Here is a 26,810-nt window from a genome sequence, read left to right on the forward strand (position 1 = left end):
GCCCGGTCTCCCGCGCGTGGCCTCAGGCCGATCCTGCCCCCTGCGGCGGCGCGGGGAACGGGACGACGGCCACTGTTACGTTGTCGTGGCCCCCGCCGTCCAGGGCGTGGCCGACGAGGACCTGCGCGCTGTGCAGCGGGCGCACGGCGGCGTCCGGGGGGACCACGTCGGCCATCTCCTGAGCCGCCTCCGCGTAGTTCCACAGTCCGTCGGTGCAGACGACGACCACACCGGGCCGGTCCGGTTTGTAGCTCGCGGTGTGCGGTTCCAGTTCGTAGGCGTCCGCGCCGAGCCAGCCGGTGATCGCGTGGGCGCGCTCGTCGGCGTACGCCTCCGCCTCGCTCATCAGCCCGGCGGCCACCATCTGCGCGGCCCACGAGTCGTCCTCGGTGAGCCGGGCCGGGGGCGCGCCGCGGTCGTCCGGCACCCAGTAGGCGCGGCTGTCGCCGACCCAGCCGACGACCAGCAGGCCGCCCGTCACGACCGCGCCGACCAGGGTGCAGGCGGGCGCGTTCTGGTGCGGGGCGTGCTCGCGGGCCGTCTCGGGTTCGTCGGCCAGGGCGTTGACGGCCTGCGAGGCGGCGACGATCGCCTCGTGCATGGCCTGCTGGGGGTGCGTGCCGCGCGGCAGGGCGGCCAGCAGCGCGTCGCCGGCCGCGCGGGACGCGGCCAGGGAGGCGTCGTCGGGGCGGGTCGCGGAGGACACGCCGTCGCAGACGATCGCGAGCGACACCGGGGAGCCGTCGGGCAGCGTGGTGGTGGCGACGGCGAACGCGTCCTCGTTGCGGTGGTGGCGCAGCCCGCGGTCGCTGACGGCGGCCACCGGACCGGACTCCTGCTCCATGTGGTCGCGTTCGCGGGGCTGTGCGTGCCCGCAGTTCTCGCAGTAGCCGTCGCTGTCCACCCGGCCGGCCCGGCACGCCACGCACACCGAGGTGTCCGGCGCGGCCGCGGCGGCCTCCGCGGCCGCGCGCGGGTCGGGGGCCTGCAGCGCGTACTCGTCGGGCTCGTCCGGCCGGTCGAAGCGGACGCCCGCGGCGGCAGCGGCGGGAGCAGGTGGAGCCACGGGTGCCTGCGGCGGTACGGCGGCCGGGGCGTGCGGCGGTACGCCGGGACCCGCCGGCGACGCCGACGAGGCGTGCGGGGGTACGGCGGGAGCCGCCGGCGGTGCCGGAGGGGCCTGCGTCGGGGGGGACTGCGGGGGCACCGCCGGGGGAGCGGGCGCAGCCGCGGGCGGCATCTGCGGCGGCGGGCCCGGGAGCGCGCCGCCGCCCGAGTCCGTGCCCGGCAGATCCGTCGGCAGATGCACCGCGGCCGGGGTGTCCGAGCTCCCCGGCTCGGCCGCGTGCGGCCATGGCTCCGCTCCGCCCGGGGCCTGACCCGCGTGCGCGGCGGGGCCGGGCTGCGCGGCCGTGCCGGGGGCCGGCTGCGCCGAGCCGTTCATCGCCATCGTCGGGTGGTCCCGCGGCGGCGCCGGCACGGCGGACAGGTCGTATCCGCACGCGCCGCAGAAACGGTCACCCGACTCGAGCGGCTCCGCACAGCTCGGGCAGTTCGACAGGGCTGCCTGCTGGGGCATCTGGGACATCAACTACACCCACGTCCGGGGGCGGTAACGGTTGGCACGTTCCACCAGGTCGATCCTCTCCTCGCCGCCGGGCGCGAGCCGGGCCAGCGTGCGGTACGAGCGCTCGAGTCCGAAGCGCAGCCCGCGTTCGTCCAGTTCGCTGCCGAGCAGCACTCGCCGGGCGGCCGGCGTGCCGCCCTGGCCCCCGGAGAGTATCCAGTCCAGGGCGCACCCGAGCACTTCGGTGGCCAACTGCTCGCGCCGGCCCGGGTCCAGACCGTACGCCTGAAGTGCCTCGACCTGCGCGGCGGCGGCCGTCAGATCGTCCAGGAACGCAACGTCCGCGGCGGTCGCCGTGCGCTGCCGCAGCCGGGCCCGCACCGCCGCCACGCGGGCGGCCGTGTAGTGGATGGACGCCTCCGGCACCGATTCCAGCGTGTGGACGGCACCGGCGCGGTCACCCGAGGCGAGCCGCACCCGGGCCAGACCGAACGCGGCGCTGACATGGCTCGGGTCGCTCGCCCACACCAGCCGGTAGTACTCGGCGGCGTTGTCCAGCTGGCCCAGCACCTCCGCGCACAGGCCGAGCGCGAGCTTGGGCGCGATCTCGCCGGGGAAGGCGTCGTAGACCGCGTCGAAGGCGAGGGCGGCGTCCTCGTGGTCACCCGTCACCAGCGCGGCCACGCCCCGGTACCAGACCACCCGCCAGTCGTCCGGCCGTTCGTCGTCCAGCTTGGCCAGCGCCATGCGCGCGGCGTCGAAGTCGCCGTTCTCCAGCCAGGCGCGCGCCTGCCGCAGCCGGGTCTCCACCGAGGGCGCCGGCGCGGCGGCGAGCGCGTTGAGCAGCTCGGCGGGCGCGGAGGTCATCAGGCCCGCCAGGAAGCCGGCGTTGGGGTCGGCGGGGTCGACGTGCGGCACGGGCAGGGCGAGCGCGGCCGCGCGGATGTCCACCGCCCGCACCAGCGACGCGGGGATTCCGGAAGCACCCACCGCACCGGCAGCGGCAGCAACGGCACCCACAGCACCGGCACCGGCGGCACCGGCAGCCCCCACGGCGCCCGCCGCACCGGCCCCGGTGAGGGCGGGAGTCCCGCTCTCCGCTCCGCGCCGCCCGCGCACCGCTCGCGCGCCCAGCCGGGACACCTCGCCCTCCAGCCGCGGGAACAACTCCGTGTCCGTGACCTTCACTTCCGGTCCGAACAGCGTCGACAGCGCCGGCCGCGCCCGCCCCGACTGCAGCGACACCACCTCGCGCAGCACCCCGGTGAGCTGCTCGGCCATCTCCTGCGCCGAGGCGAACCGGCGGGCCGGGTCGGGATCGGTGGCCCGCACCAGCAGCCGGTAGAAGGACTCGTACTGGCGGAAGACCTCGATGGTGTCGGGGTCGGGCAGCGAGTCGGCGTAGACGGTGGTGTAGCCCTGGAAGTCGAAGGTCAGGACGGCCAGCGTCCGGCCGACCGTGTACAGGTCGCTCGCCACCGACGGGCCGACGTCGGCGACCTCGGGCGCCTGGTAGCCGATCGTGCCGTAGATCGCCGACTCGTCGTCGTCCATGCGGCGCACGGCGCCCATGTCGATCAGCTTCAGCTCGTCCTCGGTCTGGATGGCGTTGTCGACCTTGAAGTCGCAGTACAGCAGGTTGCGGCTGTGCAGGTGGCCGAGGGCCTCCAGCGCCTCGATGCCGTACGCGCAGGCCTGCTCCACCGGCAGCGGGTCGCGGCGGCCGTCGGGCGTGCGGCGGGCGTTGGCGATCTCCTTCAGGGACTTGCCGCCGACGTACTCCATGACGATGTAACCGTCGAGGGAGCCGGTGCGCTGGTCGAGGTGCTCGACGAAGTTGTAGATTCGCACGATGTTGGCGTGCTCGATCTCCGCGAGGAAGCGCCGCTCGGAGATCGCGGCGGCCATCGCGTCCTGGTCGCCGGTGTCTAGCAGACCCTTGAGCACCACCCACCGGTCCGCGACGGCCCGGTCCACGGCGAGGTAGATCCAGCCCAGGCCGCCGTGCGCCAGACAGCCCACGACCTCGTACTGGCCGCGCACCACGTCGCCGGCCTTCAGCTTCGGCACGAACGAGTACGGGTGCCCGCACTTGGTGCAGAACCCCTCGGTGCGGCCCGGCCGGTCCCCGCGCGCCCGGCCGACCGGCGCGCCGCAGTCCGAGCGGGAGCAGAACCGCTTGCGCTCGGGCACCTCGGGGTTGTCCAGCACCATGGCGCGCGGATCGGGCCGCGGGATCGGCGGCACCTGCACCAGGCCCGCACCGAGCCGGGAACGGCCCGAGGACGCGGCGCCCGAACCCGAGCTGCGCACCGACACCGAACGGCCCGTCGACTTCCCCGACAGCGAGCGCGACAGCCGCCCGGACACCGAGCGCCGCGACTTCGACGACTGCGAGGACGTACGCGCGCTGCGCGCGCTCGTACTGGCGGAACCCCTGGAGCCCCGGCCGCCCGCGGTGAGCCCGGTCGGTACCGAACCGACCATGCCGGTCGGGGAGACGACCGGCGCGAGGCCGCAGGTGTCGCAGTACAGTTCGCCGCCGCCGACGTCCTCGTACGTCCCGTCGCAGCCCGGACGCTGGCAGTTCTGTCCCGCACGGCTCATGACGACTCCCCCCTCACGTCCTCCGGCCGGCTCTGCTGCTCCGGCACCCGCGGTGCGGCGAGCGCCTCGGCGGCCGCCTGCTGGTAGCGCAGCACGGCCTGTTCGGCGACGCGCAGATCGCACGGCGCGCTCCACAGCATGCGGCGCGCCTTCTCGTACCGCTCGATCAGCAGCGGGTCCTCCGCCAGCCCGTGCCGGGCCACCTTCGCCTTGTACGCGTCGAGACGGCCGCGCAGCTCGGCGCGTACGGCGAGCGGCGCGGTGACCGCGGTCAACGACTCGCGGGCGCGCAGCAGTTCGTCCTCGGCCCGCTGCTCCAGCGACTCCAGCAGCGGCGACAGCCGGTGCCACTGGGCCTGCCGGCGGTACTCCGCGGCCGTGGCCAGCTGCTCCTGCAGCACGGTCGGCGGGCCGCTGACCACCGGCACCTCGGTGGCCGCGATCTTCGCCAGCACCTCGCCGCGCGCCGTGCGGGCCTCGGCGAGGGTGCGGTCGGCGCGGGAGAGCACGTCCCGCAGCCGCACCAGCCGCTTCTCGGCGTCCTGGCGGACGGTGAGCACGGCCTCGATCTCCCGGCGCACCTCGTCCAGGGCGCGCGCCTCCCGGTCGTAGACCGTGGTGTCCGGACGGCCGCCGCCGGGCGCCGAACTGCCCTGCGCGGGAACCCAGAACGCGAGCGGGTCGCAGATCACCTGCTCGCGCAGCTTCGTCAGGGTGCGCGTGATGCGCTCCAGGTCGTCACCGGCCGGATGCTCGCCGGGGCGCACCCCGACGGAGTGGGCGAGCTGCCGGGTGCGCTGGAGTTCGGCGGCGAGTAAATCGATGCGGGCGGGCAGCGCCGACCAGACCGCGTCGGCGGCGACGACCATGTCCAGGCTGCTCGCGTACAGCTCGTTCATCCGGTCCACCAGCGCGACCAGCGAGTAGTGCTCGCTCAGCCTGCCCGGACCGCCCTGCCCGCTCATCGCGCCGGCGCTTCCCGGCACGGCGACGCACTCGCCGCGCAGCAGTTCGGTCAGCTCCACCAGGTCCTCGCGGCTGGACCAGCGGCGCCGCGAGCGGATCTCACGGGCGGTGCGCAGCGCGGCCGTGTAGGCGTCGAAGTACGTCCACAGCAGCGTGATCGACGCCTCCGTGGCGATCCAGCGCTCGTGGGTGACGCCGGTCAGCTCGGCGCCCTCCAGGAGCCTGCGGCCCGCGTGGTCCTGAAGGGCCAGCAGCGACGTCTCGATCGCCTCGTGCTCCTGGCCGAGCCGCGCCAGCGCACGGTCCACCTCGTCCCGGTCCATCACCGGCCCGGCGGGGTCCGTGACGCCCATCGATCACCTCTCGCTGCTGTGTGGGTCGTTGCCGCTCGTGTCGGCGCTCTCGTCAGCTCGTGCGCAGGTACTGCGGCGCGGGCGGTCTGGACGTCGCCGCGTCCCTCCCCAGTGTCGCCGACAGCCAGGTGCCGTACGACGTCTGCCAGCCGCTCGCGCTGTAGGCGACCAGGATGCGATTGACCCGGCGTACCAGATCGTCCGCGTCCTTCTTCATCGCCACGCCGTAGTACTCGGTGGTGAAGGCACTTCCCTTCAGTTCGACCGTCGGGTCCTGGGCGGCCTGGCTCGCGGCGAGCGCGCCGTCGGTGACCACCGCGTCCACCTCGCCGAGCTGGAGGCGTACCAGGCAGTCCAGCTGGTTGGGGACGGTGGTGGAGATGTCCGCGGAAACCGGCAGCCGGCCCGCCTTCTTGTCGTCCGCGAGCGTCGTGTACGCCGTCGAACCGGCCGCCGTGCAGATCTTCTTGCCGGCGAGCGAGCCGTCGTAGCCCGTGACCGGCGAGTCCTTGGGGGCGAGGACCTGCTGGCCGGTCTTGAAGTACGGGGCGGAGAACGCCACGTCCCGCAGACGCTTGCAGGTGATCGTCATCGTGCGGACGACCATGTCGACGACACCGCTCTGGATCGCCTGGATGCGCTGGTTGGTGGGGATGGCCTTGAACTGCACCGCGTCCGGGTCGCCGAGCACGTCCCGGGCGATCGCGTGCACCAGGTCGATGTCGAAACCCTCGAGCTGCGCGCCCTTCTTGTTCGGGTCGCGGTAGCCCCAGCGGTAGCTGTTCTGGTCGACGCCGACGACCAGCTTGCCCTTGGCCTTGATGCGGGCGATGGTGGGCCCGTCGGCCGCTGAGGGCGCCAGGGTCTGCTTCTCGGGGGCCGTGCAGGTGTCGGCGCGCGCCTGGGTGCCGACGGCGACCCGGGAGGCGCCGTCCGTCGCCGCGGCGCTCCCGCCGCCGCGCTGGGTCAGGGGCAGCAGCAGCGCGCACGCCAGCGCCAGGGCGCACACGACTGCCATCGCGCCGACTCCGCCCCAGCCCCGCAGTCCGGCCCGCAGGTGTCGCAGCCTCATCGTCACGCCCCCTTCCAACCGTGCGTTCCTCATCGGTACTCCGACAGCCTGCGGCCGATGCCGAGGACCGCGCCCGCCGCACCCAGCACGGCAAGGACGGCGGCGCCCCACGCCAGGCCGCCCAGCGCGTCGAGGCCGTCGCCGGCCGCCTGCCGGAACTCCTTCTCCTCGTGCGCCAGCGCCGCGGCCAGGTTGGCGTCGACGCTGTCGAAGCACTCGCCGGTGGCTCCCTGGGCGCCGATCACGCCGTCCAGCGCCTTCTCGTACTCGCCGGACTCGTCCTCGCCGCGGGCCGCGTCATGGCGCCGGTTCCACTCCTTCATGTTGCCGACGGCCGCGGTGACCGGCTTCGCGCCGGCGGTGTCGTCGGCGAGCCGGCCGGCCTCGGCCAGGCTCTTGTCCAGGGCGGCCATGTCCGTCCGGAAGGACGTGTCGTACAGGTCCTTGCCGTCCTTGGTCGTCTCCGCGCCGCGCGCCACCAGGGTGAGGTTCTCGTTGCCGCGGGCCTTCAGGGAGGCGATGCGGGCGCCCTGCAGGACGTTGAGGGAGCGCACGCCGTTGCGGCGGGAGTCGTCCAGGTCGGCGCGGGCGACGCTGTGCCCGACGACCAGCCACAGCAGCACCACGGCGGCCGCCGTGGTGGCGGCGACCAGGCCCTGGTTGAGGACGCGGTGCGTGCGCCGGTAGTGCCGGTGCTGGGCCCAGCCGAGGGCGGCCAGCGCCAGCACGCCGAGCGCGATCGCCGCCCACGGGTAGGGCGTGGCGTGCGCGTAGTCGGCGTTCAGACGCTCGTTCTCGTTGGTGTACAGGTCCTCGGCCGCCGGGAGCATCTGCTGCTGCATCTTCTCGTTGGCGTACCGCAGGTAGGCGCCGCCCACCGGGAAGCCCTGCCGGTTGTAGGTGCGGGCGCGCTCCACCAGGCCCTTGTACTCCGGCAGCAGCCGGTTCAGCTTGGTGATCGTGGCGGCGGCGGGGGAGCCGGGGTCCGAGCTGCCGGCGGCGGTGACCAGGCCGGTGGCGGCCGTGCGGATGTCCCGCTCGTAGCGGTCGCGCGAGGCCTTGGTCTCCTGGCCGCCGGCCAGGAAGCCGCTGGAGGCCGCGGTGTTGGCGTCGGCGAGCGAGCGGTAGATGTCGGCGGCGGCCGCGCTCAGCGGCCGGCTCTTGTGCAGGACGTCGTCGGCGGCGGCCGCCCGCTCGGTGACCTGCCAGGCGGTGACCGCGCCGAACGCGACGACGAGCAGCGCGAGGACGGCTCCGATGGTGCGCAGCCTGCCCGGTTCGGTGACGGCGGCGGCGCGCAGCCGCTCCACGCCCTCGGCGAACGCCGTACGGCGCGGGGCGCGGCCCGGCGCGGGGGAGCCGGTGCCCGTGACGGCCTCGGGGGCGGAGGGGCGGACGGCGGGCTGCGGGGGGATCGCCGGCACCGTGGGCGTGCCGGGGCCCGCCGGTGGCGCCGCACTGCTTCGCTGCGGGTGTGTCACTGCTGACCTCCCCCATGGTCATCCGTCGCCGCAAGTATCGCTGCCGGGGCCCGTATCCGCACCGGCCGTCACCCGATCTTGATCGGATCGCAGTGTGGTGCGCGGCCCGACGCCGGATGTCCCGCCCCTCGGCCGTCGTGGAACTGCCCTGCCCATGAATACGTCGGGGGAACCGGATCGGTTCCCCCGACGTCACTCACGGGTGACGGTTCGTCACCGCCCCACGGTGGTGCGCGGCGCCGTTCAGCTCGCGCCGGGCGCGAAATGCGCCCGCAGCCGCTCCTGCGCCCCGGCCGTCGCCCCCAGCCGGTCCAGGCCCAGCAACGCCGCCCCCAGCACCGGCCGCTCCCGCACCACGCGCGGTGCGGCCTTGGGCGCGCGTTCGGCCAGCGACTGGCGTACGCCGTCGTCGAGCAGGGTGTGCCCGGCGGTGAGGACCCCGCCGCCGAGCAGCACCGGGGTCTCCTCCGCCAGCAGGTCCAGGCGGGTCAGCGCGACCACCGCCATGGCGGTGATCTCCTCGGCGAGCCGGTCGACGATCCGCCGGGCCACCGGGTCGCCGGCCGCCGCGGTGGCGAACAGCACCGGCGTCAGCTCGTGCCGGCGGGCGTGCTCGACGCGCCCCAGGTGCAGGGCCTCGATCAGCGCGTACATGGAGTCCAGGCCGAAGTGCCCGGGCAGGGTGCGGGCCAGCTCGGTGGGGTCGCCGCGCCCGTCCTCCGCGCGCGCCGCGTGCCACAGCGCCTCCTCGGCGAGGAACCACCCCCCGCCCCAGTCCCCGGAGATGCGGCCGATCGCCGGGAAGCGGGCGGTGCGGCCGTCGGGGCGCATGCCGACGCAGTTGATGCCGGCGCCGCACACCACGGCCACCCCGCGCGGCTCGGCGACACCGGCCCGCAGGATCGCGAAGGTGTCGTTGCGCACCTCGACGGACTCCCCCCACGCGCGTGCGTGCAGGGCCGCCGCCAACTGCTCCTCCTCCACCGGCAGATCGGCGTTGGCCAGGCAGGCCGCGACATGCTCCACCGCGCTCACCCCGGCACGCGCGTACGCCTCCCCGACCGCCCGCGCGAGCGTGTCCACCGCGGCCTGGACGCCGACCGCCGGTGGCCGGAACGGGCCGCCGCGGGCCGTGGCGAGGACGGTGCCGTCCGCGGCCACGACCGCCACGTCGGTCTTGCTGTTGCCGGCGTCGATGGCGAGGACGCCCCCGGTCAGGCCCACGAAAGGTGCTCCCGGTTGTGCGCGATCAGCCGTTCGGTGAGGGTGTCGGCAAGGGCGTACTGCCCGATCAGCGGGTGCGCGAGCAGCGCGCGGAAGACACGGTCGCGGCCCCCCTTCAGGGCCGCCTGGAGGGCCAGGTCCTCGTACGCGGTGACACCCGCGATCAGGCCCGCGTACAGCGGGTCCAGGGGCGGTACCGGCAGCGGGGCGGCACCCTTGGCGCCCACCGCGGCCTGCACCTCGACCACCGCGTCGTCGGGCAGGAAGGGCAGCGTGCCGTTGTTGAGGGTGTTCACCACCTGGTACGGGCTGCCCGCACCGCCCAGCAGCGCCGCCGCGAGGTCGACGGCGGCCTCCGAGTAGTAGGCGCCGCCCCGCTTGGCCAGCAGCTCCGGCTTCACGTCCAGCGCCGGATCGCCGTACATCTCGAGCAGCCGCCGCTCCATGGCGGCGACCTCGGCCGCCCGGGACGGCTTGGTGCGCAGTTCGCCGACGACCTCGTCGTGGGCGTAGTAGTAGCGCAGGTAGTACGACGGGACGACGCCGAGGCGGTCGAGCAGGCCGCGCGGCAGGCGCAGGTCGGCGGCGACGGCGTCGCCGTGCTCGGTGAGCAGCCGGGGCAGCACGTCCTCGCCCTCGGGGCCGCCCAGGCGCACCCCGGTCTCCCAGGTGAGGTGGTTCAGGCCCACGTGGTCCAGGTGCACCTCGTCGGGGGAGAGGCCGAGGTGGGCGGCGAACTTGCGCTGCAGCCCGATCGCCACGTTGCACAGCCCGACCGCCTTGTGGCCGGCTTGGAGCAGGGCCCGGGTGACGATGCCGACCGGGTTGGTGAAGTTGATGATCCAGGCGTGCGGGTTGGCGCGCCGGACCCGTTCGGCGATGTCCAGGACGACGGGCACGGTGCGCAGCGCCTTGGCGAGGCCGCCCGCGCCGGTGGTCTCCTGGCCGACGCAGCCGCACTCCAGCGGCCATGTCTCGTCCTGCTCGCGGGCGGCCTGCCCGCCCACCCGCAGCTGGAGCAGCACGGCGTCGGCGCCGTCCACACCGGCGTCGAGGTCGGCGGTGGTGACGACGCGGGCCGGGTGGCCCTGTCTGGCGAGGATGCGGCGGGCCAGGCCGCCCACCAGCTCCAGCCGTTCGGCGGCCGGGTCCACGAGGACCAGTTCCTCGACGGGCAGGGTGTCGCGCAGGCGTGCGAAGCCGTCGACGAGTTCGGGGGTGTAGGTCGAGCCGCCCCCTACCACGGTGAGTTTCATATGCGGTTAACCCTTCACTCCGGTCAGCGTGACGCCCTCGACGAACGCCTTCTGCGCGAAGAAGAACACGAGGATCACAGGGGCCATGACCAGCACGGTGGCGGCCATGGTGAGGTTCCAGTCGGTGTGGTGCGCGCCCTTGAAGGACTCCAGGCCGTAACTCAGCGTCCACGCGCCGGGGTTCTCGGAGGCGTAGATCTGCGGGCCGAAGTAGTCGTTCCAGGCGTAGAAGAACTGGAACAGGGCGACGGCGGCGATGCCGGGCCGTGCCATCGGCAGGACGACCCGCAGCAGGGTCCTGAGGTCGCCGCAGCCGTCGACCTTCGCCGCGTCCAGGTACTCGTTCGGGATCGTGGTGAGGAACTGCCGCAGCAGGAAGACGGAGAACGCGTCACCGAACGCCATCGGGACGATCAGCGGCCACAGAGAGCCGGACAGGTCCAGCTGCTTGGCCCAGAACAGGTACATGGGGATGACGACGACCTGCGGCGGCAGCATCATCATCGAGATCACCAGCATCAGCGCCAGATTGCGGCCGCGGAAGCGGAACTTGGCGAGCGCGTACGCCACGGGGACCGAGGAGACGACGGTGAGGACTGTTCCCAGTCCCGCGTACAGCAGCGTGTTCTTCCACCAGGTGAGGAAGCCGGGGGTGTCGAAGACCTTCCGGTAGTTGCCCCATTCCCAGGTGTGCGGGATCAGGTCCCGGCTGAGGGCCTGGCTGTCGCTCATCAGCGAGGTCAGGAACACGAACACGAACGGCAGGACGAAGAAGAGCGCGGCGGCGACGCCGAGGGCGTGCACCGCGATCCACTCCAGCAGGGCCCGGCGGCGGGCGGCGCGCTCGGCCGCGGGACGCACGGCGGTGGCCTGCGCCGGCTTGTCCAGCACGTGGGTCATGGGTCAGTCACCTGCCTGGATCAGACCGCCGCGGCGCCGCATCAGGAACGCGGTGAACACCATCGACAGGGCGAACAGCACCAGGGCGACGACACAGGCGGAGCCGTAGTCGAAGCGCTGGAAGCCGAGGTTGTAGACGAGCTGCGGCAGGGTGAGCGTGGACTTGTCCGGGTAGCCGGGCTCGAACTGGGTGCCCGCGCCCTGGATCACACCGGAGGCGACCTTCCCGGCGATCAGCGGCTGCGTGTAGCACTGCATCGCCTGGATGACGCCGGTGACCACGGCGAACATCACGATGGGGGAGATGTTCGGCAGGGTCACGAACCGGAACCGCTGCCAGGCCGACGCCCCGTCCAGCTCGGCCGCCTCGTACTGCTCGGTGGGCACGTCGAGCAGCGCCGCCATGAAGATCACCATCAGGTCGCCGATGCCCCACAGCGCGAGCAGGGTCAGCGCCGGCTTGGACCAGGCGGGGTCGTTGAACCAGCCGGGCGCCGGGACGCCCGCCTTCTGCAGGATCGAGTTCACCGGGCCCGTACCGGGGTTGAGCAGGAACGCGAACGCCATCGTGGCGGCCACGGGCGGGGCGAGGTAGGGCAGGTAGAACAGCGTGCGGAAGACGCCCGTGCCCGTCTTGATCTTCGTGATGAGCAGGCCGACGCCCAGTCCGAAGAGCACCCGCAGGGTCACCATGACGAGGACCAGCCACAGCGTGTTGCGCAGGGCGGGCCAGAACAGCGGGTAGTGCGAGAAGACGTAGGACCAGTTCTTGGTCCCGCTCCACGCCGGCGGCCGGAAGCCGTCGTAGTGCATGAACGAGAAGTAGACCGTGGACAGCAGCGGGTAGGCGAAGAAGACCGCGAACCCGATCAGCCAGGGCGACAGGAAGGCGAGGTTGCGCAGCGCCGCGCGGCGGTGCTTGGACGCCAGGGTGATCGTGCTCATCGCTACTTCGCCTGCGCGATGTCCGTGTCGATCTGCGCCGCCGCCTTCTTCAGGCCGGCCTTCAGATCGGTCACCTTGCCGCTCTCGTAGTCGTAGCCGAGCTGCTGGATCGTCACCAGGTACTGGCCGCCGTTGAGGGACGCGGGCGTGGACGTGGAGTGCGGGTTCGCGGCGATGTCCAGGAACGTCCGGAAGCGCGGGTCGTAGTGGAGCTCGGGCGACTTCAGGGCGGCCAGGGTGGACGGGACGTTGTGGATCGCGTTGGAGAAGCCCACCACCGCGTCGGTGTCGGTGGTCATGTACTTCACCAGCTCCCACGCGGCGTTCTGCTTGGTGCTGGTGGCGGCGATCCCGGCGATCGTGCCGGTGATGTACCCCTTGCCGTACTGGTCGGCCTGGTCGTCCGGGACGGGCAGCGGGGCCACGCCGATGTCGAAGCCGGGCTTCGCGTCCAGGGCCATGCCGAGCCGCCACTCGCCGTCGAGCTGCATGGCGACCTGGCCGGTGTGGAAGGGGTGCTTGGGGCCCCACTCGTCCCCCAGCCGCGCCCGGTAGCGCTCCAGTTTCGCGAAGCCGCCGAGCTCGTCGACGAGCCGCTTCTGCAGCGTGAAGCCCTTCTCGAACGCCGGGTCCTTCGCCAGGTTCGACGTGCCGTCCCGGTCGAAGTAGGTCGGGGAGAACTGGCCGAGGTAGTGCTCGGTGGTGGACTCCCAGCCGTGGTAGTCCGGCATGAAGCCGAGCTGCCGGAAGGAGTCGCCCTGCGGGAGGGTCAGCTTCCTGGCGTCGGCCTCGAACTCCGACCAGGTCCTCGGCGGGCTCTTGATGCCGGCCTTCGCGAACGCCGTCTTGTTGTAGTACAGGCCGTAGGCGTCGCCGAGCAGCGGGACCGCGCAGCGGTCGCCCTCGAACTGCGTGTACTCGTTCATCGCCTTCGGGAAGGTCCGCTGCGGGTCGATCCCCGCCTTCTTGAAGAAGGGGTTCAGATCGACCAGGGCGCCCGAGGAGCAGAACTTGCCCACGTTGTTGGTGGTGAAGGAGGAGATGACGTCGGGCGCCTTGGTGCCGCCCGCGCGCAGCGCCTGGTTGATCTTGTCGTCGGTCATGTTGCCGACGACGTCGACGTGGATGTTCGGGTGCGCCTTCTGGAAGCCGTCGATCAGCTCCTTGACGGCCTTCACCTCGTTCGGCGCGCTCCAGGCGTGCCAGAAGGTGATCGTCGTCTCCTTCGACGGGTCGTCGCCCGCCCCGGCGCCGGACTGGCCGGTGCAGGCGGTGGCGAGCAGGGCCAGCGACGCGGTCAGGGCACACGCCGTCTTCCGGGCGAGCGAGGGTATGACTTCGGGCATGGCGAGGCCTCCCAGGGGGCGGGGTCGGGAAAGGAGGAGGTGCTCTTGAGGGGGTGGGGCCGGGAGAGAAGGAGGAGGTGCTCCGGTGCTAGCGCGAGGTGTCGAAGACCTCGTCGCGGGTGACGCTCAGCGCGCGCTCCAGCGCGCCGCGCAGGACGGGATGGTCGGTGACCTCACCGACCACCAGCCGCGGCCGGGAGGCGGCCAGCTCCTGCAGCTCGTCCTGGATCAGGGTGCGCAGCACCTCCCCGCCGCTGGTGAGCGAGGTGCCGGACAGTACGACCAGCTCGGGGTCGAGCACGGAGACGAGCGAGGCGAGACCGGTGGCGAGCCGGGTGGCGTACGTCTGCAGCAGCAGCCGGCCCAGCACGGTCTCCTCGGCGGCGGCCCGGGCGAGAAGCACCGCCGCGGCCTCGTCGTACGGCCCGGAGGGGACGTCGCTCATGCCGAGCTCGCGGGCGAGCCGGGGGACGGCCTGGGATCCGGCCAGCTCCTGGTAGCCGCCACTGTTGGCTTTCCTCACCCCGCGCACCAGCGGGGTGCCGGGGACCGGAAGGAAACCCACCTCTCCGGCGCCGCCGGTGAAGCCCCGGTGCAGCCGGCCGCCGAGGACCAGCGCGGCCCCCAGGCCCTCCTGGTTCCACAGCAGCACGAAGTCCTCGTGCCCGCGGGCGGCGCCGAGCCGCTGTTCGGCGAGCGCGACGAGGTTGACGTCGTTCTCGTACTCCACCGGCATCGGCAGCGCGGCGGCGAGTTCGTCGAGCAGGGTCGGGGAGTGCCAGCCGGGCAGGTGGGAGGCGTAGCGCAGCCGGCCGGTGCCCGGGTCGAAGGCGCCCGGGGTGCCGATGACGAGCCGGTGGACGTCGGCGCGGGCCAGGCCCGCGGCCTTGACGGCGCCGTCGAGGGCGTCGGTGACCTGCTGGGCGACGGGCTGCGCGGGGCGCCGGCCGGGGGTGGGCAGCTCGTACTGGCCGACGGTGTGTCCGGTGATGTCGGCGACGGCGGCCCGGATGCGGCCGGGGGCGACGTCGAGGCCGGCGGCGTGGGCGGCGCCGGGGTTGACCTCGTACAGCTGGGCGTTGGGGCCCGGGCGGCCCTCGGCCCTGCCGGTGGCCAGCACCAGGCCGGCCGCCTCCAGCCGGGCCAGCAGCTGCGAGGCGGTCGGCTTGGACAGGCCGGTGAGTTTGCCGATGCGGGTGCGGGAGAGCGGGCCGTGTTCCAGCAGCAGGTCCAGGGCGGCACGGTCGTTCATGGCGCGCAGCACGCGCGGGGTGCCCGGCGTACCGGCGGTTCCTGCCATGGGGTGCGACACCTGCCTTTCCAGCGGGACAGCCTTCCAGTGCGCGGGTTGGGCTGTCCAGCCCGCCTCGGACACTGTTAGGAAAGTTTCCTATCGCCGAGCAGGAACGTAAGCCCGCCGGGAAGGGGCCGTCAAGACACGACGCCCCCGCGGCAACGGAGTCGTTACCTGCGGGGGCGTCGGCGGGGTGCGGGGCGGGGCTGCGCCGGTGGGGTGCGGGGCGGGGCTGCGCCGGTGGTTACTTCGACGAGCTCGGCGGCGGGACGAGCGGCGTGGCCGCCTGAGCCTGCGGAGAGGAGGAGCTGGCGAACGCGGACGGGGCCGCGACCGAGGCCGACGGGTCCGCGGCCTCCTCCTCGGCGGGAGCCGTCGCCCCGCCGACGATGCGGATGTCGGCGGCGTCGAAGGCGCGCTTGACGCGCCAGCGCAGCTCCCGTTCCACCGAGAGGGACTTGCCCGGCATGGTCCGGGCCGAGAGCCGGACGACCATGGAGTCGATCAGCACGCTGTCCAGGCCGAGCACCTGGATCGGGCTCCACAGCAGCTCGTTCCAGGGCTCCTCCTTGCCCATCGTCTCGGCGACCTCGTCGAGCGTGGCCTTCACCCGGTCCAGGTCCTCCGACGTCTTCACCGTGACGTCCACCCCGGCCGTCGCCCAGCCCTGCGAGAGGTTGCCGATGCGCTTGACCTCGCCGTTGCGGACGTACCAGATCTCGCCGTTGTCGCCGCGCAGCTTCGTCACGCGCAGCCCGACCTCGATCACCTCGCCCGAGGCGACACCCGCGTCGATCGTGTCGCCGACGCCGTACTGGTCCTCCAGGATCATGAAGACGCCGGACAGGAAGTCCGTGACCAGGTTGCGCGCGCCGAAACCGATCGCGACGCCCGCGACACCGGCGGAGGCCAGCAGCGGCGCCAGGTTGATGTCGAAGGTGGCCAGCACCATCAGCGCGGCGGTGCCGAGGATCAGGAACGACGCCACCGACCTCAGCACCGAGCCGATCGCCTGCGAGCGCTGGCGGCGTCGCTCGGCGTTCACCAGCAGGCCGCCGAGCGCGGTGCCGTCCACCGCCTGGACCGTGCGGGTCATCCGGTCGATCAGCTTGGTGATCGCCCGCCGCACCGCCACCCGCAGCACCGTCGCGATCACCAGGATCAGCAGCACGCGCAGACCGATCGCGAGCCACGTCGACCAGTTCTGCTCTATCCAGCTCGCCGCGTTGGTCGCGCTCTCCTGCGCGTCCTGGAGCGTGGGTACGGTCACCGACGGCGTCTCGGAACCGGACGGTGACGGCGAGGGACCGGCGGCCGACAGGACGGCGGACAAGGACACGGCGGATACCTCCAGGCGCAGCGGTCTGCCCCCGGGCACGGGACGGTGGTCCCGGTCGTCAAGGTCACGGAAAGGTCACCGGAGGGCAGGAGCACCACACTAACGGGGCACGGTGTGTGCATCCGCCGGATGCCGCAAGGAGAGACCGTGCTCACCTGGGCTTGAACCGGCCGCACGCCGGGGGATGCTGCAGATGTGGTCGAAAACACTCCCAGCCCGTTACCGGGACATGGTGGCGCCGCCACCAGGCATGAGGGGAGACTGACTACGGATCGTCCCGGCGCGAGCCACGCGCCGCCGGCGTACAAGGAGGCATCCGTGCCGCATGTCCTGGTCCTCAACGCGTCGTACGAGCCGCTCGGCGTCGTACCGCTCCGCCGCGCGCTCGTCCTCGTCCTCGAGAACAAGGCTGTCTGCCTCGAGGAGTCCGGCGCCTTTCTGCACAGCGCAACCGTCACCGTCCCCGCACCCAGCGTGGTCCGGCTCAAGCGATTCGTGCGGGTTCCCTACCGGGGGCCCGTTCCTCTGACCCGCCGGGCGCTGTTCGCCCGCGACGGGGGCCGGTGCATGTACTGCGGTGGCGTCGCAACCAGCGTCGACCACGTCATCCCGCGCTCACGCGGGGGCAAGCACGTCTGGGACAACGTGGTGGCCTCGTGCCGCCGCTGCAACCACATCAAGGCCGACCGCCACCTGATCGAACTGGGCTGGCGGCTGCGGCACAAACCGGCTCCGCCGACCGGGCTGGCCTGGCGCATCATCGGCACGGGCCACAGGGATCCGCGCTGGCTGCCCTACCTGCAGCCGTTCGGCGCGGACGACGCCCTGGCCCGGATCGACGGCATCTCCGCCTGACTCCGACCCGGGCGGCCGCGTGTCCAGCGGGGCGCATCAGCCGGGCGTGGAGCAGCGCCGGGCCGGGCCGGTCTCAGCCGGGCCCGCCCCGGCCGGGCTGAGACCGGCCCAGCCGCCGGGACGGCTTCCCGTGCCCGGACCACGGCGGGTCTCCGGTGCCCGGATCGCGGCCTCTCCGCACGGCGGTACGGCAGGAGGGTCCTGTGGCGGGGGCCAGTGACGTGCTGGGCGGGGCCGTCGTGGCTGCCCGCCGCTGCTCCGGCCTGGCGGTCCCGCACGGCCAGAGGCGGGCAGGCACAGCGAAGACCCGGCCGCGGGTGCGGCCGGGTCTTCGCACGCTCGTGCGTCAGGCGCGTGCCTTCGGCTTCGTCACGCGGATCTTGGAGCGGTCCAGGACCATCACCAGGCCCGTGATCACCGCGAAGATCACCAGCGGGGCGAACACGTACAGGCCCAGCGTCTCGCCGACGCTGAGGCCCTTGCCGGGGTCGTCACCGTCGTCGCGCGTCAGCGCGAGCGCGGGGGACGACATGAGCAGCATCATCAGCGTCGTACCGGCGGCCAGGGCGCCGGCGCGCAGGGCGTTCTTCTTGTCCACGGTGCCAAAGTAGCGAACGCCTCCGCGGGCCGCGCGCCCGGGGTGCCGTACGGGGCTCACGGCTCTTCCCGCACCGCCTCGATCAGCGCGTGCAGCCGTGGCGAGGCGGCCAGCTCCTCCAGCGTCACCGGGCGGCCCGCCGCGTCCGCGACGGGCAGCCGCCAGTTCGGGTACTGGTCCCAGGTCCCCGGCAGGTTCTGCGGCCGCCGGTCACCGACGCCGTCCGGCAGCCACACCCCGACCAGCCGCGCGGGCGTACGCCGCAGGAACCGGTGCACCGCCTGGATCTCCGCCTCCTCCGACGACCCGTCCGCACCGCCCGCCCCGCGCAGCATCCCCAGCCGGGTCAGCAGCGCCAGCCACTCCCCGGTGTCCGCGGACGCCTCCTCCCGCTCCACCTCCAGCGGACGCGTCAGCAGCCCGAGACGTTCGCGCAGGTCCACATGCTCACCGGTGAGCCGGGCCGCGGTCGGCGGCAGATCGTGCGTCGTCGCCGTCGCCAGGCAGTCCGCGCGCCAGCGCTCCGGTGCCAGCGGACGCCCGTCGCCCGTCCAGTCCCGTTCGAACCACAGCACCGACGTGCCCAGCACCCCGCGCTCGCGCAGCGCCTCCCGCACCCCCGGCTCCACCGTGCCGAGGTCCTCGCCCACCACCACCGCGCCGGCCCGGGACGCCTCCAGCACCAGCACGGCCAGCATCGCCTCCGCGTCGTAGCGGACGTACGCGCCCTCGGTCGGTGCCTCGCCCTGCGGTACCCACCACAGCCGGAACAGCCCCATCACATGGTCGATGCGCAGCGCTCCCGCGTACCGGAACAGCGTCCGCAGCAGATCCCGGTACGGCGCGTACCCCGACGCGGCCAGCCGGTCCGGCCGCCACGGCGGCAGCCCCCAGTCCTGCCCGCGCGCGTTGAACGCGTCCGGCGGCGCGCCCACCGACATCCCGGCGGCGAAGAACTCCTGCTGCGCCCACGCGTCCGCACCCCGCGGATGCACCCCGACCGCCAGGTCGTGCACCACGCCCACGTCCATCCCGGCGTCCCGCGCCGCCCGCTGCGCGGCCCGCAGCTGAGCGTCGGTGAGCCAGGCGAGATGGCTGTGGAAGTCCACCCGGTCCATCAGCTCCGCACGCGCGTGTGCCGTCTCGGCCGACCGGGGATCGCGTAGCCCCTCGGGCCAGCGGCTCCAGTCCGAGCCGTGCACCTCCGCCAGCGCGCACCACGTCGCGTGATCCTCCAGGGCCTGCCCCTGCTCGGCGAGGAAGTCGGCGTAGGCGGCGCGCCGGCCCGGACCGAGCGGGACCTGCCGCACCGTCTCCAGGGCCGCGCGCTTCAGCTCCCACACCGCGTCCCGGTCGATCAGCGCGCCCTTGTCCAGCACCGCCTCGCGCAGCCCCGCCGCCCGCTGGAGCAGACCGCGCAGGGCGCCGTGGTCGTCGGCGTAGGCGTACTCGGGGACGTCCTCCACCCGCAGATGCACCGGGTCGGGGAAGCGGCGGGAGGACGGCCGGTACGGCGAGGGATCGGTCGGCGCGCCCGGTACCGCCGCGTGCAGCGGGTTGACCTGCACGAACCCGGCGCCCAGCGCCCGCCCGGCCCAGGCCGCCAGCTCGCCGAGGTCACCGAGGTCGCCCATGCCCCACGAACGCCGGGACAGCAGGGAGTACAGCTGCACCAGCAGGCCGTAGGAGCGGTCGGTGGGCGTGGGCAGCCGGGGCGGGGCCACGACCAGGTGCGACCGCGCCTGGCGGCCGTCGGGCGCGGTCGCGGTCAGCCGGTGCACGCCCTGCGGCAGTACATGCAGGTCGGGGCGTGTCTCGCCCTGCTCGGTGACCAGTTCCAGCCGGGTGCCGGGCGGCAGCGCGGCCAGCGGCTCGGGAACGGCGCCGTCCCAGCTCACCAGCGTCGGCGGCAGCAGTCGTTCGGCCAGTTCCCGCTCCCGCGCGGCGAGCGCCGCGGCCACGGCCGCGGGGCTGCTCGCGTCCACGCCGAGGGCGCCGAGCACACGCACGAGCGCGGCCGGCGACGCGGCCACCGTGCGGTCCGGGGAGGGCTGGTAGGAGGGCGTCACGCCGTGCAGTTCGGCGAGGCGCGCCAGATCGGGGTCCGGGGCGGCGGCGTGCGGCGCGGGTGCGGTCATCTACGGCCTCGTGGTGCCGGGGTCCAGGGACGCGTCGGACTCGCTGGTGAGCGGGGCCGCGTCGGACAGGGGCGGCTCGCTGGTCAGGGGCTCGGCGTCGGGCAGGGGGGGTTCGCTGGTCAGCGGGGCCTCGACGCAGGCGCTCTCGGCGCTGAAGACGCAGGCCAGGGCGGTGTCGTACTCGATGTCCGGGGCCGGGGCCTGGCGGGGCAGGGCGGCCTCCGGCTCGGGTTTGGACAGGGCCGAGAGCAGAAGGTGTGCCGATGCGGCCACGGGGGGCCTCCTTGTCGCGTGTGCCGGGTGCGGCGTCGGAACGGGTTACCGCAGCCCTACCCAGCGGGCGCGACGGCAGACGTCCCCGGGACGAACGACGCCGACATCGACCCGTTTCCCCGCCTATGTATACGCCACAGACCAGGGCATAGGGGGCAGTGCGCCTCTTGTCGGTATCGCACGGGTCACATCGACGGCATCGCCGCGGTGGAGCGCGGTCGCGTCGCCGGCGGCGGGAAGGGGGGCGTCCAAGGTGCCGCGGCGGGGGGTGCCGGCCCCGCCGCGCGGGCGGCGGTCACGGGTGCGGCGCGGTGAGATACCGCTGCACCGTCGGTGCCAGCCACGCCACGACCTCCTCGCGGGCGAGCGCGACGGCCGGCTCCAGGCGCAGCACGAAGCGGGTCAGCGCGAGGCCGAGCAGCTGGGTGGCGACCAGCGCGGCACGGGCCGGGGTCTGCTCGGGGTCGGGGCAGATCTGTCGGGCGACGGGGAGCATCTGGTCACGGAAGATGCCCTGCATGCGCTCCGCCCCCGCCGGGTTGGTGACGCCGACCCGCAGCATGGCGGTGAACTCCTCCTTCTGCTCCCACAGATCGAGGAAGTGGAGCACCAGAGCCCGCCCGACCTCGTCGCGCGGCACTCGGGACAGGTCGGGCAGTCGCAGATCGATCGCCACGGCCGCCGCGAACAGGCCGTCCTTGCTGCCGAAGTAGCGCATCACCATCGACGGGTCGATGCGGGCGTCCTTGGCGATGGCCCGGATGGTGGCCCGTTCGTAGCCGTCGGCGGCGAAGCGCTCACGGGCGGCGGCGAGGATGGCGGCCCGGGTGGCGTCGGAGCGGGAGGGGGCGGAGCCGGTGCCGGAGCGGGAGGAAGTGGAGCCGGGGGGACCGGAGGTGGAGCCGGGGGGACCGGACGTGCTTGCTTGCATGGCGACGAGGGTAGGCCAACATCCGTTGGCCAACAAGCGTTGACGTCGCCGAGGCGGGCCTCTACGGTGGTCGGCAAGCGTTGGTCAACAGTTGTTGGCAAACAGGCGTTGACGCGCCGGCGTCGGCGAACAGGCGTTGGCGAACAGGCGTTGGCAAACAGACGTTGGCAAGCAAGCGTTGGCAAGCAAGCGTTGGCAAGCAAGCGTTGGCAAGCAAGCGTGGGCCGCCGGACACCGGCCGGCACGCGTCGTCGAGTGAGCGTCGCCCCCAGGAGGCCCCCATGAACGGCACCACGGGAAACACCGGAACCACCGGACACGCTGCGCAGATCGTCGTCGTGGGCTCCGGCCCCACCGGTCTGCTCCTGGCCGGCGACCTGGCCGCCGCAGGAATCCCCGTCACCGTCGTGGAGAAGCGCCCGCGCAAGATCAGCAACCTCTCCCGCGCCTTCGTCCTGCACGCCCGCACCCTGGAGCAGCTCGACGCCCGCGGGCTCGCCGACGGCCTCGAGGCCGTCGGCCGCCCCCTGGACAGCCTCCGCCTCTTCGGCCGCCTCGCCGTAGACCTCGGCGGCCTCCCCTCCCGCTTCAACCACCTGCTGGTCATCCCTCAGTACGAGGTGGAGAAGGCGCTCCAGGAACGGGCCGTCGCGGCGGGCGTGGACTTCCGGTACGAGACGGAGCTGACCGGCCTCACCCAGGACGCGGACGGTGTGACGGCCGAGGTCCGCACCGCGAGCGGCGCCACCGGGGAACTCCGGGCGGCGTACGTCGTCGGCACCGACGGCATGCGCAGCGCCGTACGCGCGGCGCTCGGTCTGCCCTTCCCCGGCCGCAGCGCGATCCGCTCGGTCGTGCTGGCGGACGTACGGCTGGCCGAGGAACCGGCGAACGTGCTGACGGTCAACGCCGTCGGTGACGCGTTCGCCTTCCTGGCGCCGTTCGGTGACGGCTACCACCGGGTCATCGGCTGGCACCGCGGCCGCAACGTCCCCGACGACACGCCCCTCGACCTCGCGGAGGTCAAGGAGATCACCCGGCTCGCCCTCGGCCGGGACTACGGGATGCACGACGCCCGCTGGATGTCCCGCTTCCACAGCGACGAGCGCCAGGCGCCCGCCTACCGGGTGGGCCGGGTCTTCCTCGCCGGGGACGCCGCGCACGTCCACACCCCGGCCGGCGGCCAGGGCATGAACACCGGGCTGCAGGACGCCGCCAACCTGGGCTGGAAGCTCGCCCAGGTGCTGCACGGCCACGCCCCGGACGCCCTGCTGGACACCTACCAGGCCGAACGTCATCCCGTCGGCAGGTCGGTGCTGCGCAGCAGCGGCGGCATCGTCCGCCTGGCGATGGCCAAGCGCCCCTGGACCCTCGCGCTGCGTGCCGCGCTGACCACGGTCCTCGACCACGCCGCACCCGCCCGCCGCCGTGCCGTCGGCCGGATCACCGGCATCGGCTATCGCTACCCGGCACCGCGCGGCGCCCACCCCCTGACCGGTACGCGGGTCCCCGACGTCGCGCTGGCCGGCGGCGGCCGCCTCTACGAGGCCCTGCGCGACGGCCGTTTCGTCCTGATCACCCCGGATGCCCACGACGTGGGCTCCACCCGCAAGGACCGTCTGACGCTCGCCCACTGGGCGAGCGCCCGCCGCACCGCCCTCCTGGTCCGCCCCGACGGATACACGGCCTGGGCCTGCGACGAGCCGAGCCCGGCGGCGATCGACGCCGCGCTCGCGGCACACGTGGGCTGAACCCCGGCCCACGTGGGCCGGGTCGGGGCGGTCAGCTGCCCGCCTGCCGTGTCCCCGCCAGCAGGTCCCGCAACAGGTCGGCCAGTCGGCCGGCCTGTTCGTCGTCGAGGGCCGCCGACACGGCCTGCGTCTGTACGGCGAGCCCCGCGCCGACGGCCTCGTCGATCAGGCGCAGGCCCTCGTCGGTCAGCGTCACCTGGAGTCCCCGGCGGTCGTGCGGGTCGGGGGAGCGGCGCAGCAGGCCGGCCCGCTCCAGCTTGTCGAGACGCCCGGTCATTCCCCCGGTGGTGAGCATCAGCGTCGCCGAGAGCTGGCGCGGGGAGAGGGTGTACGGCTCGCCCGCGCGGCGCAGCGTGGCCAGCACGTCGAACTCGCCGCGGGAGATGCCGAAGCGGGCGTAGGCCTTCTCCATGCGGTCGCCCATGGTGCGCGCGAGCCGGTAGATGCGGCCGAAGACCTCCATCGCCCGGGTGTCGAGGTCGGGGCGCACGGTGGCCCACTGCTCGATGATCGTGTCGACCGGGTCCCGGGAGACCTGGGGGCCGGGATCGGGCTGAGGGCCGGGCTGAGGCTTCGCAGTCATGGGCCGAGTATCCGCACCACCTCGATGAGTTGCAAGAAAGTGGCTTCCGGCTAAGTGGCTTGACTATAAGTAGCTCACTGCTAAGCTACTTTCTACCAAGCAATCACCGAGGGGGATGTCGCCGTGAAGAAGCCGGATCGCCAACCGGGCCAGTGGGCCCTGCCCGTCGCCGCCGCGGTCAACGGCGTCGGCACCGGTCTGTACGTCCCGTTCACGCTGGTGTTCTTCCACAGCGTGACCGGGCTGTCGTTCACCGTCGTCGGTGCCGTCCTCACCGTCACCGGGCTCATCGGCCTCACCGCACTCCCGCTCGCCGGCGCGGCCGTCGACCGGTACGGGGCCAAGCGCGTGCAGTACGTGCTGTACGGCGTGCGGGTCGCCGGGTTCGCGCTCTACCCCTTCGCCCACGCCCTGCCCGCGTTCGCCGCGGTCGCCCTGGTCACCGCGGCGGCCGACCGCGCCTTCCCCGCCGCACAGCAGGCGCTGATCGGCGAGGTGGCCCGCGGCGCGGACCGCGACCGGCTCCAGGCGGCCACCCGCGCCCTGCAGAACGGCGGCAACGGCGCCGGCGCCCTCCTCGCCTCGCTGGTCATCGCCTTCGCCGGCCCCACCGGCTACACCTACACCGCCTGGGGCAACGCCCTGTCCTTCGCCCTGGCCGCGCTGCTGCTGCGCCCGCTGAAGCCGGTGCGGTCCACGACGGCCGCCACGGCCCGGCGCCGCGCCGGCTACCGGATGGTCCTGGCCGACCGGCCCTTCCTCGTCGTCACCGGCGCCAACTTCCTCAACGCGCTCAGCTACTCGGCCCTCTCCGTCCTCTTCCCGCTGTTCCTGCTGGAGTGGCTGCACGCGCCCGGCGCGCTCACCGGATCCGCGTTCACGGTCAACACCGTGCTGTGCGCGCTGGCCGGCGTGTACGTCGGCAGCCGGGTACGGCGGGCGGGCGCCCGGCGCACCCGGGCCGCGGCCCTCGGCGCCACCCTGTTCTCGGCCGCGTTCGCCGCGCAGATCGTGCTCGGCACCCTGCGGCCCACCTCCGGCCCGGTGCTCGGCACCGCCCTGACCGCCGTGGTCGTCCTCTACACGCTCGGCGAACTGATCCACAGCCCCGCCGCCGAGGTGCTCGCCGTGTCGGCGGCGCCCGAGGAGGCGCGCGGCCGCTACATGGCCGCCTACCAGGTCTCCTGGTCGCTGGCGAAGGCCGTCGCACCCTCCTTGTTCACCACCCTGTTCGCGGCGGACGGCCGGCTGCCCTGGGCGGTCCTGATCGCCACCTCCGCCGTCGCCGCCGCCCTGCTGATCCGCGTGGAGCGCCGGCTGCCCGCCGAGGCCGTACGGCCCCGCCCCGTCACCGTCGCCCACGGCCCCGCCACCGCCACCGCGCCGGTCGCGGCGTAACCCCGAAGGAGACACAGCGATGTCCCGCACCGCCACCGTCCTGCTCACCGCCCTCGCCCCCGTCTCCTGGGGCACCACCTACGCCGTCACCAGCGAGTTCCTGCCGCCCGACCGCCCGCTGTTCACCGGCCTGATGCGGGCCCTGCCCGCCGGTCTGCTGCTGCTCGCCCTCACCCGGGTGCTGCCGCGCGGCGCCTGGTGGGGCAAGGCGGCCGTGCTCGGCGCGCTGAACATCGGCGCGTTCTTCCCGCTGCTGTTCCTGTCCGCCTACCGGCTGCCCGGCGGCATGGCCGCGGTGGTCGGCTCGATCGGCCCGCTGTTCGTGGTCGGACTGTCCGCGCTGCTGCTCGGACAGCGGCCCACGGCCCGGTCCGTCCTCACCGGGCTGGCCGCCGCGTTCGGGGTGAGCCTGGTCGTCCTGAAGGCGGCCGGCGCGCTCGACCCCGTCGGAGTGCTCGCCGCGCTCGCCTCCACCGCGTCGATGTCGGCGGGCACCGTCCTGACGAAGAAGTGGGGCCGCCCCGAGGGCGTCGGCCCGCTGGCGCTGACGGGCTGGCAGCTGACGGCCGGCGGACTGCTGATCGCCCCGCTCGCCCTCCTCGTCGAGGGCGCCCCGCCCGCCCTGGACGCCCCGGCGATCGGCGGCTACCTCTACCTGGCGCTCGCCAACACGGCCGTCGGCTACTGGCTCTGGTTCCGCGGCATCGGCCGCCTCAGCGCCACCCAGGTCACCTTCCTCGGCCCGCTCTCCCCGCTGACCGCCGCGATCGTCGGATGGGCCGCGCTGGGACAGAGCCTCACGCCCCTGCAACTGGCGGGCATGGCCGTGGCCTTCACCGCGACCCTGGCAGGCCAGCTGGGCCGGCGCGTCTCCGCCCCCACCCAACCGTTCAGCTCAACTGAACAAAAGGCTCAAAAACTTTCGATGGACCTGACGGTCGAACCGCTGCGACGGTAGAGGCACCCCCCAGGAAGGAAGGTTCGTGACCGTCGCCGTCACCCGCACCGACTCACCCCGCACCACCCCCACCACCCCCGTCCCCAGGGCCGCCGCCCTGGGGATCGCCCTTGCCGCCGTGGCCACCGTCGTCTGGTCCGGCAGCTTCGTCGCCTCACGGGCCCTCGGCGAGACCGTCCCGCCGGTGCAGCACGCGTTCTGGCGCTGGGTGATCGCGCTCGTGGCGGTCGCCCCCTTCGGCGCCCGCGACGCCTGGCGGCAACGGCACCTGATCCGCCGCCACCTCGGCTACGTCACGCTCGCCTCGCTCCTCGGCATCACCGTCTACAACACCCTCGTCAACCAGGCGGCCGTGACCACCCCGGCCGCCAACATGGGCATGATCATGGCCGCCTCACCGGTCCTGATGGCGGTCTGGGAACGGGCGGGCGGCGTACGGCTCGGCGGACGCCGCGTCGCCGGGCTGCTCCTGGCCTGCGCGGGCGTCCTGCTGCTCGTCGGCCGCGGCGGCACGGCCGCCTTCTCCACCGGCGACCTGTGGATGATCGCCGCCGCCTGCTGCTTCGGCTCCTACAGCGCCCTGCTGCGCCGCCGCCCGGCGGGCATCGACGGGACGGCGTTCCTGTTCACCACGTTCCTCCTCGGCATGGTGATGCTGCTCCCGGCCCAGGCGGCGAGCGTGACCGTCCAGGGCGGCTTCGCCCTGACCCCGGGCACCGTCCTGCCCCTCCTCTACGTCGGCGTGGCGTCCTCCGCCGTCGCCTTCTTCTCCTGGAACAAGGCGGTCTCCCTGGTCGGCCCGAGCCGCGCCGGCGTCGTCTACTACCTCCAGCCGGTGTGCGTGGCCCTGCTGTCCTGGGCACTGCTCGGCGAGGCGATCGGCCCGTGGCAGGTGCTGTGCATGGCGCTGATCCTCGGCGGTGTCGTCCTGGGCGCGGCACCCCGCCGCTGACCGCGGCCCACCCTCGGCCCGGG

At 73.6% G+C, this 26,810-nt stretch carries 22 protein-coding genes; 5 read left to right on the forward strand and 17 right to left on the reverse strand.

What is annotated here, in order from left to right:
• Positions 1–22: 22 nt before the first annotated feature.
• The 12 genes from AB0E88_RS03720 to AB0E88_RS03775 form a co-directional block, all read right to left on the reverse strand.
• Complete coding sequence (locus AB0E88_RS03720) at positions 23–1,588, reverse strand: PP2C family serine/threonine-protein phosphatase (RefSeq protein WP_361623170.1); 1,566 nt, start codon at positions 1,586–1,588, stop codon at positions 23–25.
• Positions 1,589–1,591: 3 nt separating this feature from the next.
• Positions 1,592–4,174 (reverse strand): tetratricopeptide repeat protein, encoded by a 2,583-nt coding sequence (locus AB0E88_RS03725; RefSeq protein ID WP_361623173.1) that lies wholly within the window; start codon positions 4,172–4,174, stop codon positions 1,592–1,594.
• Positions 4,171–5,493: a hypothetical protein gene (locus AB0E88_RS03730; protein ID WP_361623176.1), complete on the reverse strand. Its 1,323-nt coding sequence runs from the start codon at positions 5,491–5,493 to the stop codon at positions 4,171–4,173. Before AB0E88_RS03730 ends, AB0E88_RS03725 begins: the two co-directional genes overlap by 4 nt.
• A 52-nt stretch (positions 5,494–5,545) precedes the next feature.
• Positions 5,546–6,565: a glutamate ABC transporter substrate-binding protein gene (locus AB0E88_RS03735; RefSeq protein ID WP_361623179.1), complete on the reverse strand. Its 1,020-nt coding sequence runs from the start codon at positions 6,563–6,565 to the stop codon at positions 5,546–5,548.
• Positions 6,566–6,594: 29 nt separating this feature from the next.
• Positions 6,595–8,046, reverse strand: coding sequence for a hypothetical protein (locus AB0E88_RS03740; RefSeq protein WP_361623182.1), 1,452 nt, complete (start codon positions 8,044–8,046; stop codon positions 6,595–6,597).
• Positions 8,047–8,289: 243 nt separating this feature from the next.
• Positions 8,290–9,270: a BadF/BadG/BcrA/BcrD ATPase family protein gene (locus tag AB0E88_RS03745; protein WP_361623185.1), complete on the reverse strand. Its 981-nt coding sequence runs from the start codon at positions 9,268–9,270 to the stop codon at positions 8,290–8,292.
• On the reverse strand, positions 9,261–10,526 hold the full coding sequence (locus tag AB0E88_RS03750; RefSeq protein WP_361623188.1) for a 6-phospho-beta-glucosidase: 1,266 nt from the start codon (positions 10,524–10,526) through the stop codon (positions 9,261–9,263). Before AB0E88_RS03750 ends, AB0E88_RS03745 begins: the two co-directional genes overlap by 10 nt.
• Positions 10,527–10,532: 6 nt before the next feature.
• Positions 10,533–11,426, reverse strand: a complete 894-nt coding sequence (locus tag AB0E88_RS03755) for a carbohydrate ABC transporter permease (RefSeq protein WP_361623191.1) — start codon at positions 11,424–11,426, stop codon at positions 10,533–10,535.
• A 3-nt stretch (positions 11,427–11,429) separates the two neighbouring features.
• Positions 11,430–12,371 (reverse strand): sugar ABC transporter permease, encoded by a 942-nt coding sequence (locus tag AB0E88_RS03760; RefSeq protein WP_361623194.1) that lies wholly within the window; start codon positions 12,369–12,371, stop codon positions 11,430–11,432.
• A gap of 2 nt (positions 12,372–12,373) precedes the next feature.
• Entirely contained in the window at positions 12,374–13,717 is a 1,344-nt protein-coding gene (locus tag AB0E88_RS03765; protein WP_361623197.1) for an ABC transporter substrate-binding protein, read from the reverse strand.
• Between the two features lie 88 nt (positions 13,718–13,805).
• The gene (locus AB0E88_RS03770; RefSeq protein ID WP_361623200.1) at positions 13,806–15,017 is read right to left on the reverse strand and encodes an ROK family transcriptional regulator; all 1,212 of its coding nucleotides are present in this window, start codon (positions 15,015–15,017) and stop codon (positions 13,806–13,808) included.
• A 238-nt stretch (positions 15,018–15,255) separates the two neighbouring features.
• Positions 15,256–16,350: a mechanosensitive ion channel family protein gene (locus AB0E88_RS03775; RefSeq protein ID WP_361623203.1), complete on the reverse strand. Its 1,095-nt coding sequence runs from the start codon at positions 16,348–16,350 to the stop codon at positions 15,256–15,258.
• 318 nt (positions 16,351–16,668) lie between these two features.
• On the opposite strand from AB0E88_RS03775, the gene AB0E88_RS03780 reads away from it, so the two are divergent.
• On the forward strand, positions 16,669–17,205 hold the full coding sequence (locus tag AB0E88_RS03780) for an HNH endonuclease (protein WP_361623206.1): 537 nt from the start codon (positions 16,669–16,671) through the stop codon (positions 17,203–17,205).
• A gap of 346 nt (positions 17,206–17,551) precedes the next feature.
• Here the strand turns inward: AB0E88_RS03780 and AB0E88_RS03785 are convergent, their stop codons facing one another.
• The 4 genes from AB0E88_RS03785 to AB0E88_RS03800 all read right to left on the reverse strand — a co-directional run bounded on the left by AB0E88_RS03785 (position 17,552) and on the right by AB0E88_RS03800 (position 21,145).
• The gene (locus tag AB0E88_RS03785) at positions 17,552–17,803 is read right to left on the reverse strand and encodes a hypothetical protein (protein WP_361623209.1); all 252 of its coding nucleotides are present in this window, start codon (positions 17,801–17,803) and stop codon (positions 17,552–17,554) included.
• A gap of 56 nt (positions 17,804–17,859) precedes the next feature.
• On the reverse strand, positions 17,860–19,941 hold the full coding sequence (gene malQ, locus AB0E88_RS03790) for a 4-alpha-glucanotransferase (protein ID WP_361623212.1): 2,082 nt from the start codon (positions 19,939–19,941) through the stop codon (positions 17,860–17,862).
• Positions 19,942–20,214, reverse strand: coding sequence for a hypothetical protein (locus tag AB0E88_RS03795; RefSeq protein ID WP_361623215.1), 273 nt, complete (start codon positions 20,212–20,214; stop codon positions 19,942–19,944).
• A 295-nt stretch (positions 20,215–20,509) separates the two neighbouring features.
• Complete coding sequence (locus tag AB0E88_RS03800) at positions 20,510–21,145, reverse strand: TetR family transcriptional regulator (protein WP_361623218.1); 636 nt, start codon at positions 21,143–21,145, stop codon at positions 20,510–20,512.
• A gap of 281 nt (positions 21,146–21,426) precedes the next feature.
• On the opposite strand from AB0E88_RS03800, the gene AB0E88_RS03805 reads away from it, so the two are divergent.
• Positions 21,427–22,896 carry an FAD-dependent monooxygenase gene (locus AB0E88_RS03805; protein ID WP_361623221.1) on the forward strand — a complete coding sequence of 490 codons (1,470 nt, stop codon included), beginning with the start codon at positions 21,427–21,429 and terminating at the stop codon, positions 22,894–22,896.
• A 31-nt stretch (positions 22,897–22,927) separates the two neighbouring features.
• Here AB0E88_RS03805 and AB0E88_RS03810 read toward each other — a convergent pair whose 3' ends face one another.
• Positions 22,928–23,479, reverse strand: coding sequence for a MarR family transcriptional regulator (locus tag AB0E88_RS03810; RefSeq protein WP_361623224.1), 552 nt, complete (start codon positions 23,477–23,479; stop codon positions 22,928–22,930).
• 123 nt (positions 23,480–23,602) lie between these two features.
• Between AB0E88_RS03810 and AB0E88_RS03815 the strand changes: the two genes are divergently transcribed.
• From AB0E88_RS03815 to AB0E88_RS03825, 3 genes are all read left to right on the forward strand, one after another.
• Entirely contained in the window at positions 23,603–24,877 is a 1,275-nt protein-coding gene (locus AB0E88_RS03815) for an MFS transporter (RefSeq protein WP_361623227.1), read from the forward strand.
• A gap of 19 nt (positions 24,878–24,896) precedes the next feature.
• Complete coding sequence (locus AB0E88_RS03820; protein ID WP_361623230.1) at positions 24,897–25,835, forward strand: EamA family transporter; 939 nt, start codon at positions 24,897–24,899, stop codon at positions 25,833–25,835.
• A gap of 97 nt (positions 25,836–25,932) precedes the next feature.
• The gene (locus tag AB0E88_RS03825; protein WP_361623406.1) at positions 25,933–26,787 is read left to right on the forward strand and encodes a DMT family transporter; all 855 of its coding nucleotides are present in this window, start codon (positions 25,933–25,935) and stop codon (positions 26,785–26,787) included.
• Positions 26,788–26,810 lie beyond the last annotated feature (23 nt).

Source organism: Streptomyces sp. NPDC028635 (assembly GCF_040637635.1).
GTDB lineage: Bacteria > Actinomycetota > Actinomycetes > Streptomycetales > Streptomycetaceae > Streptomyces.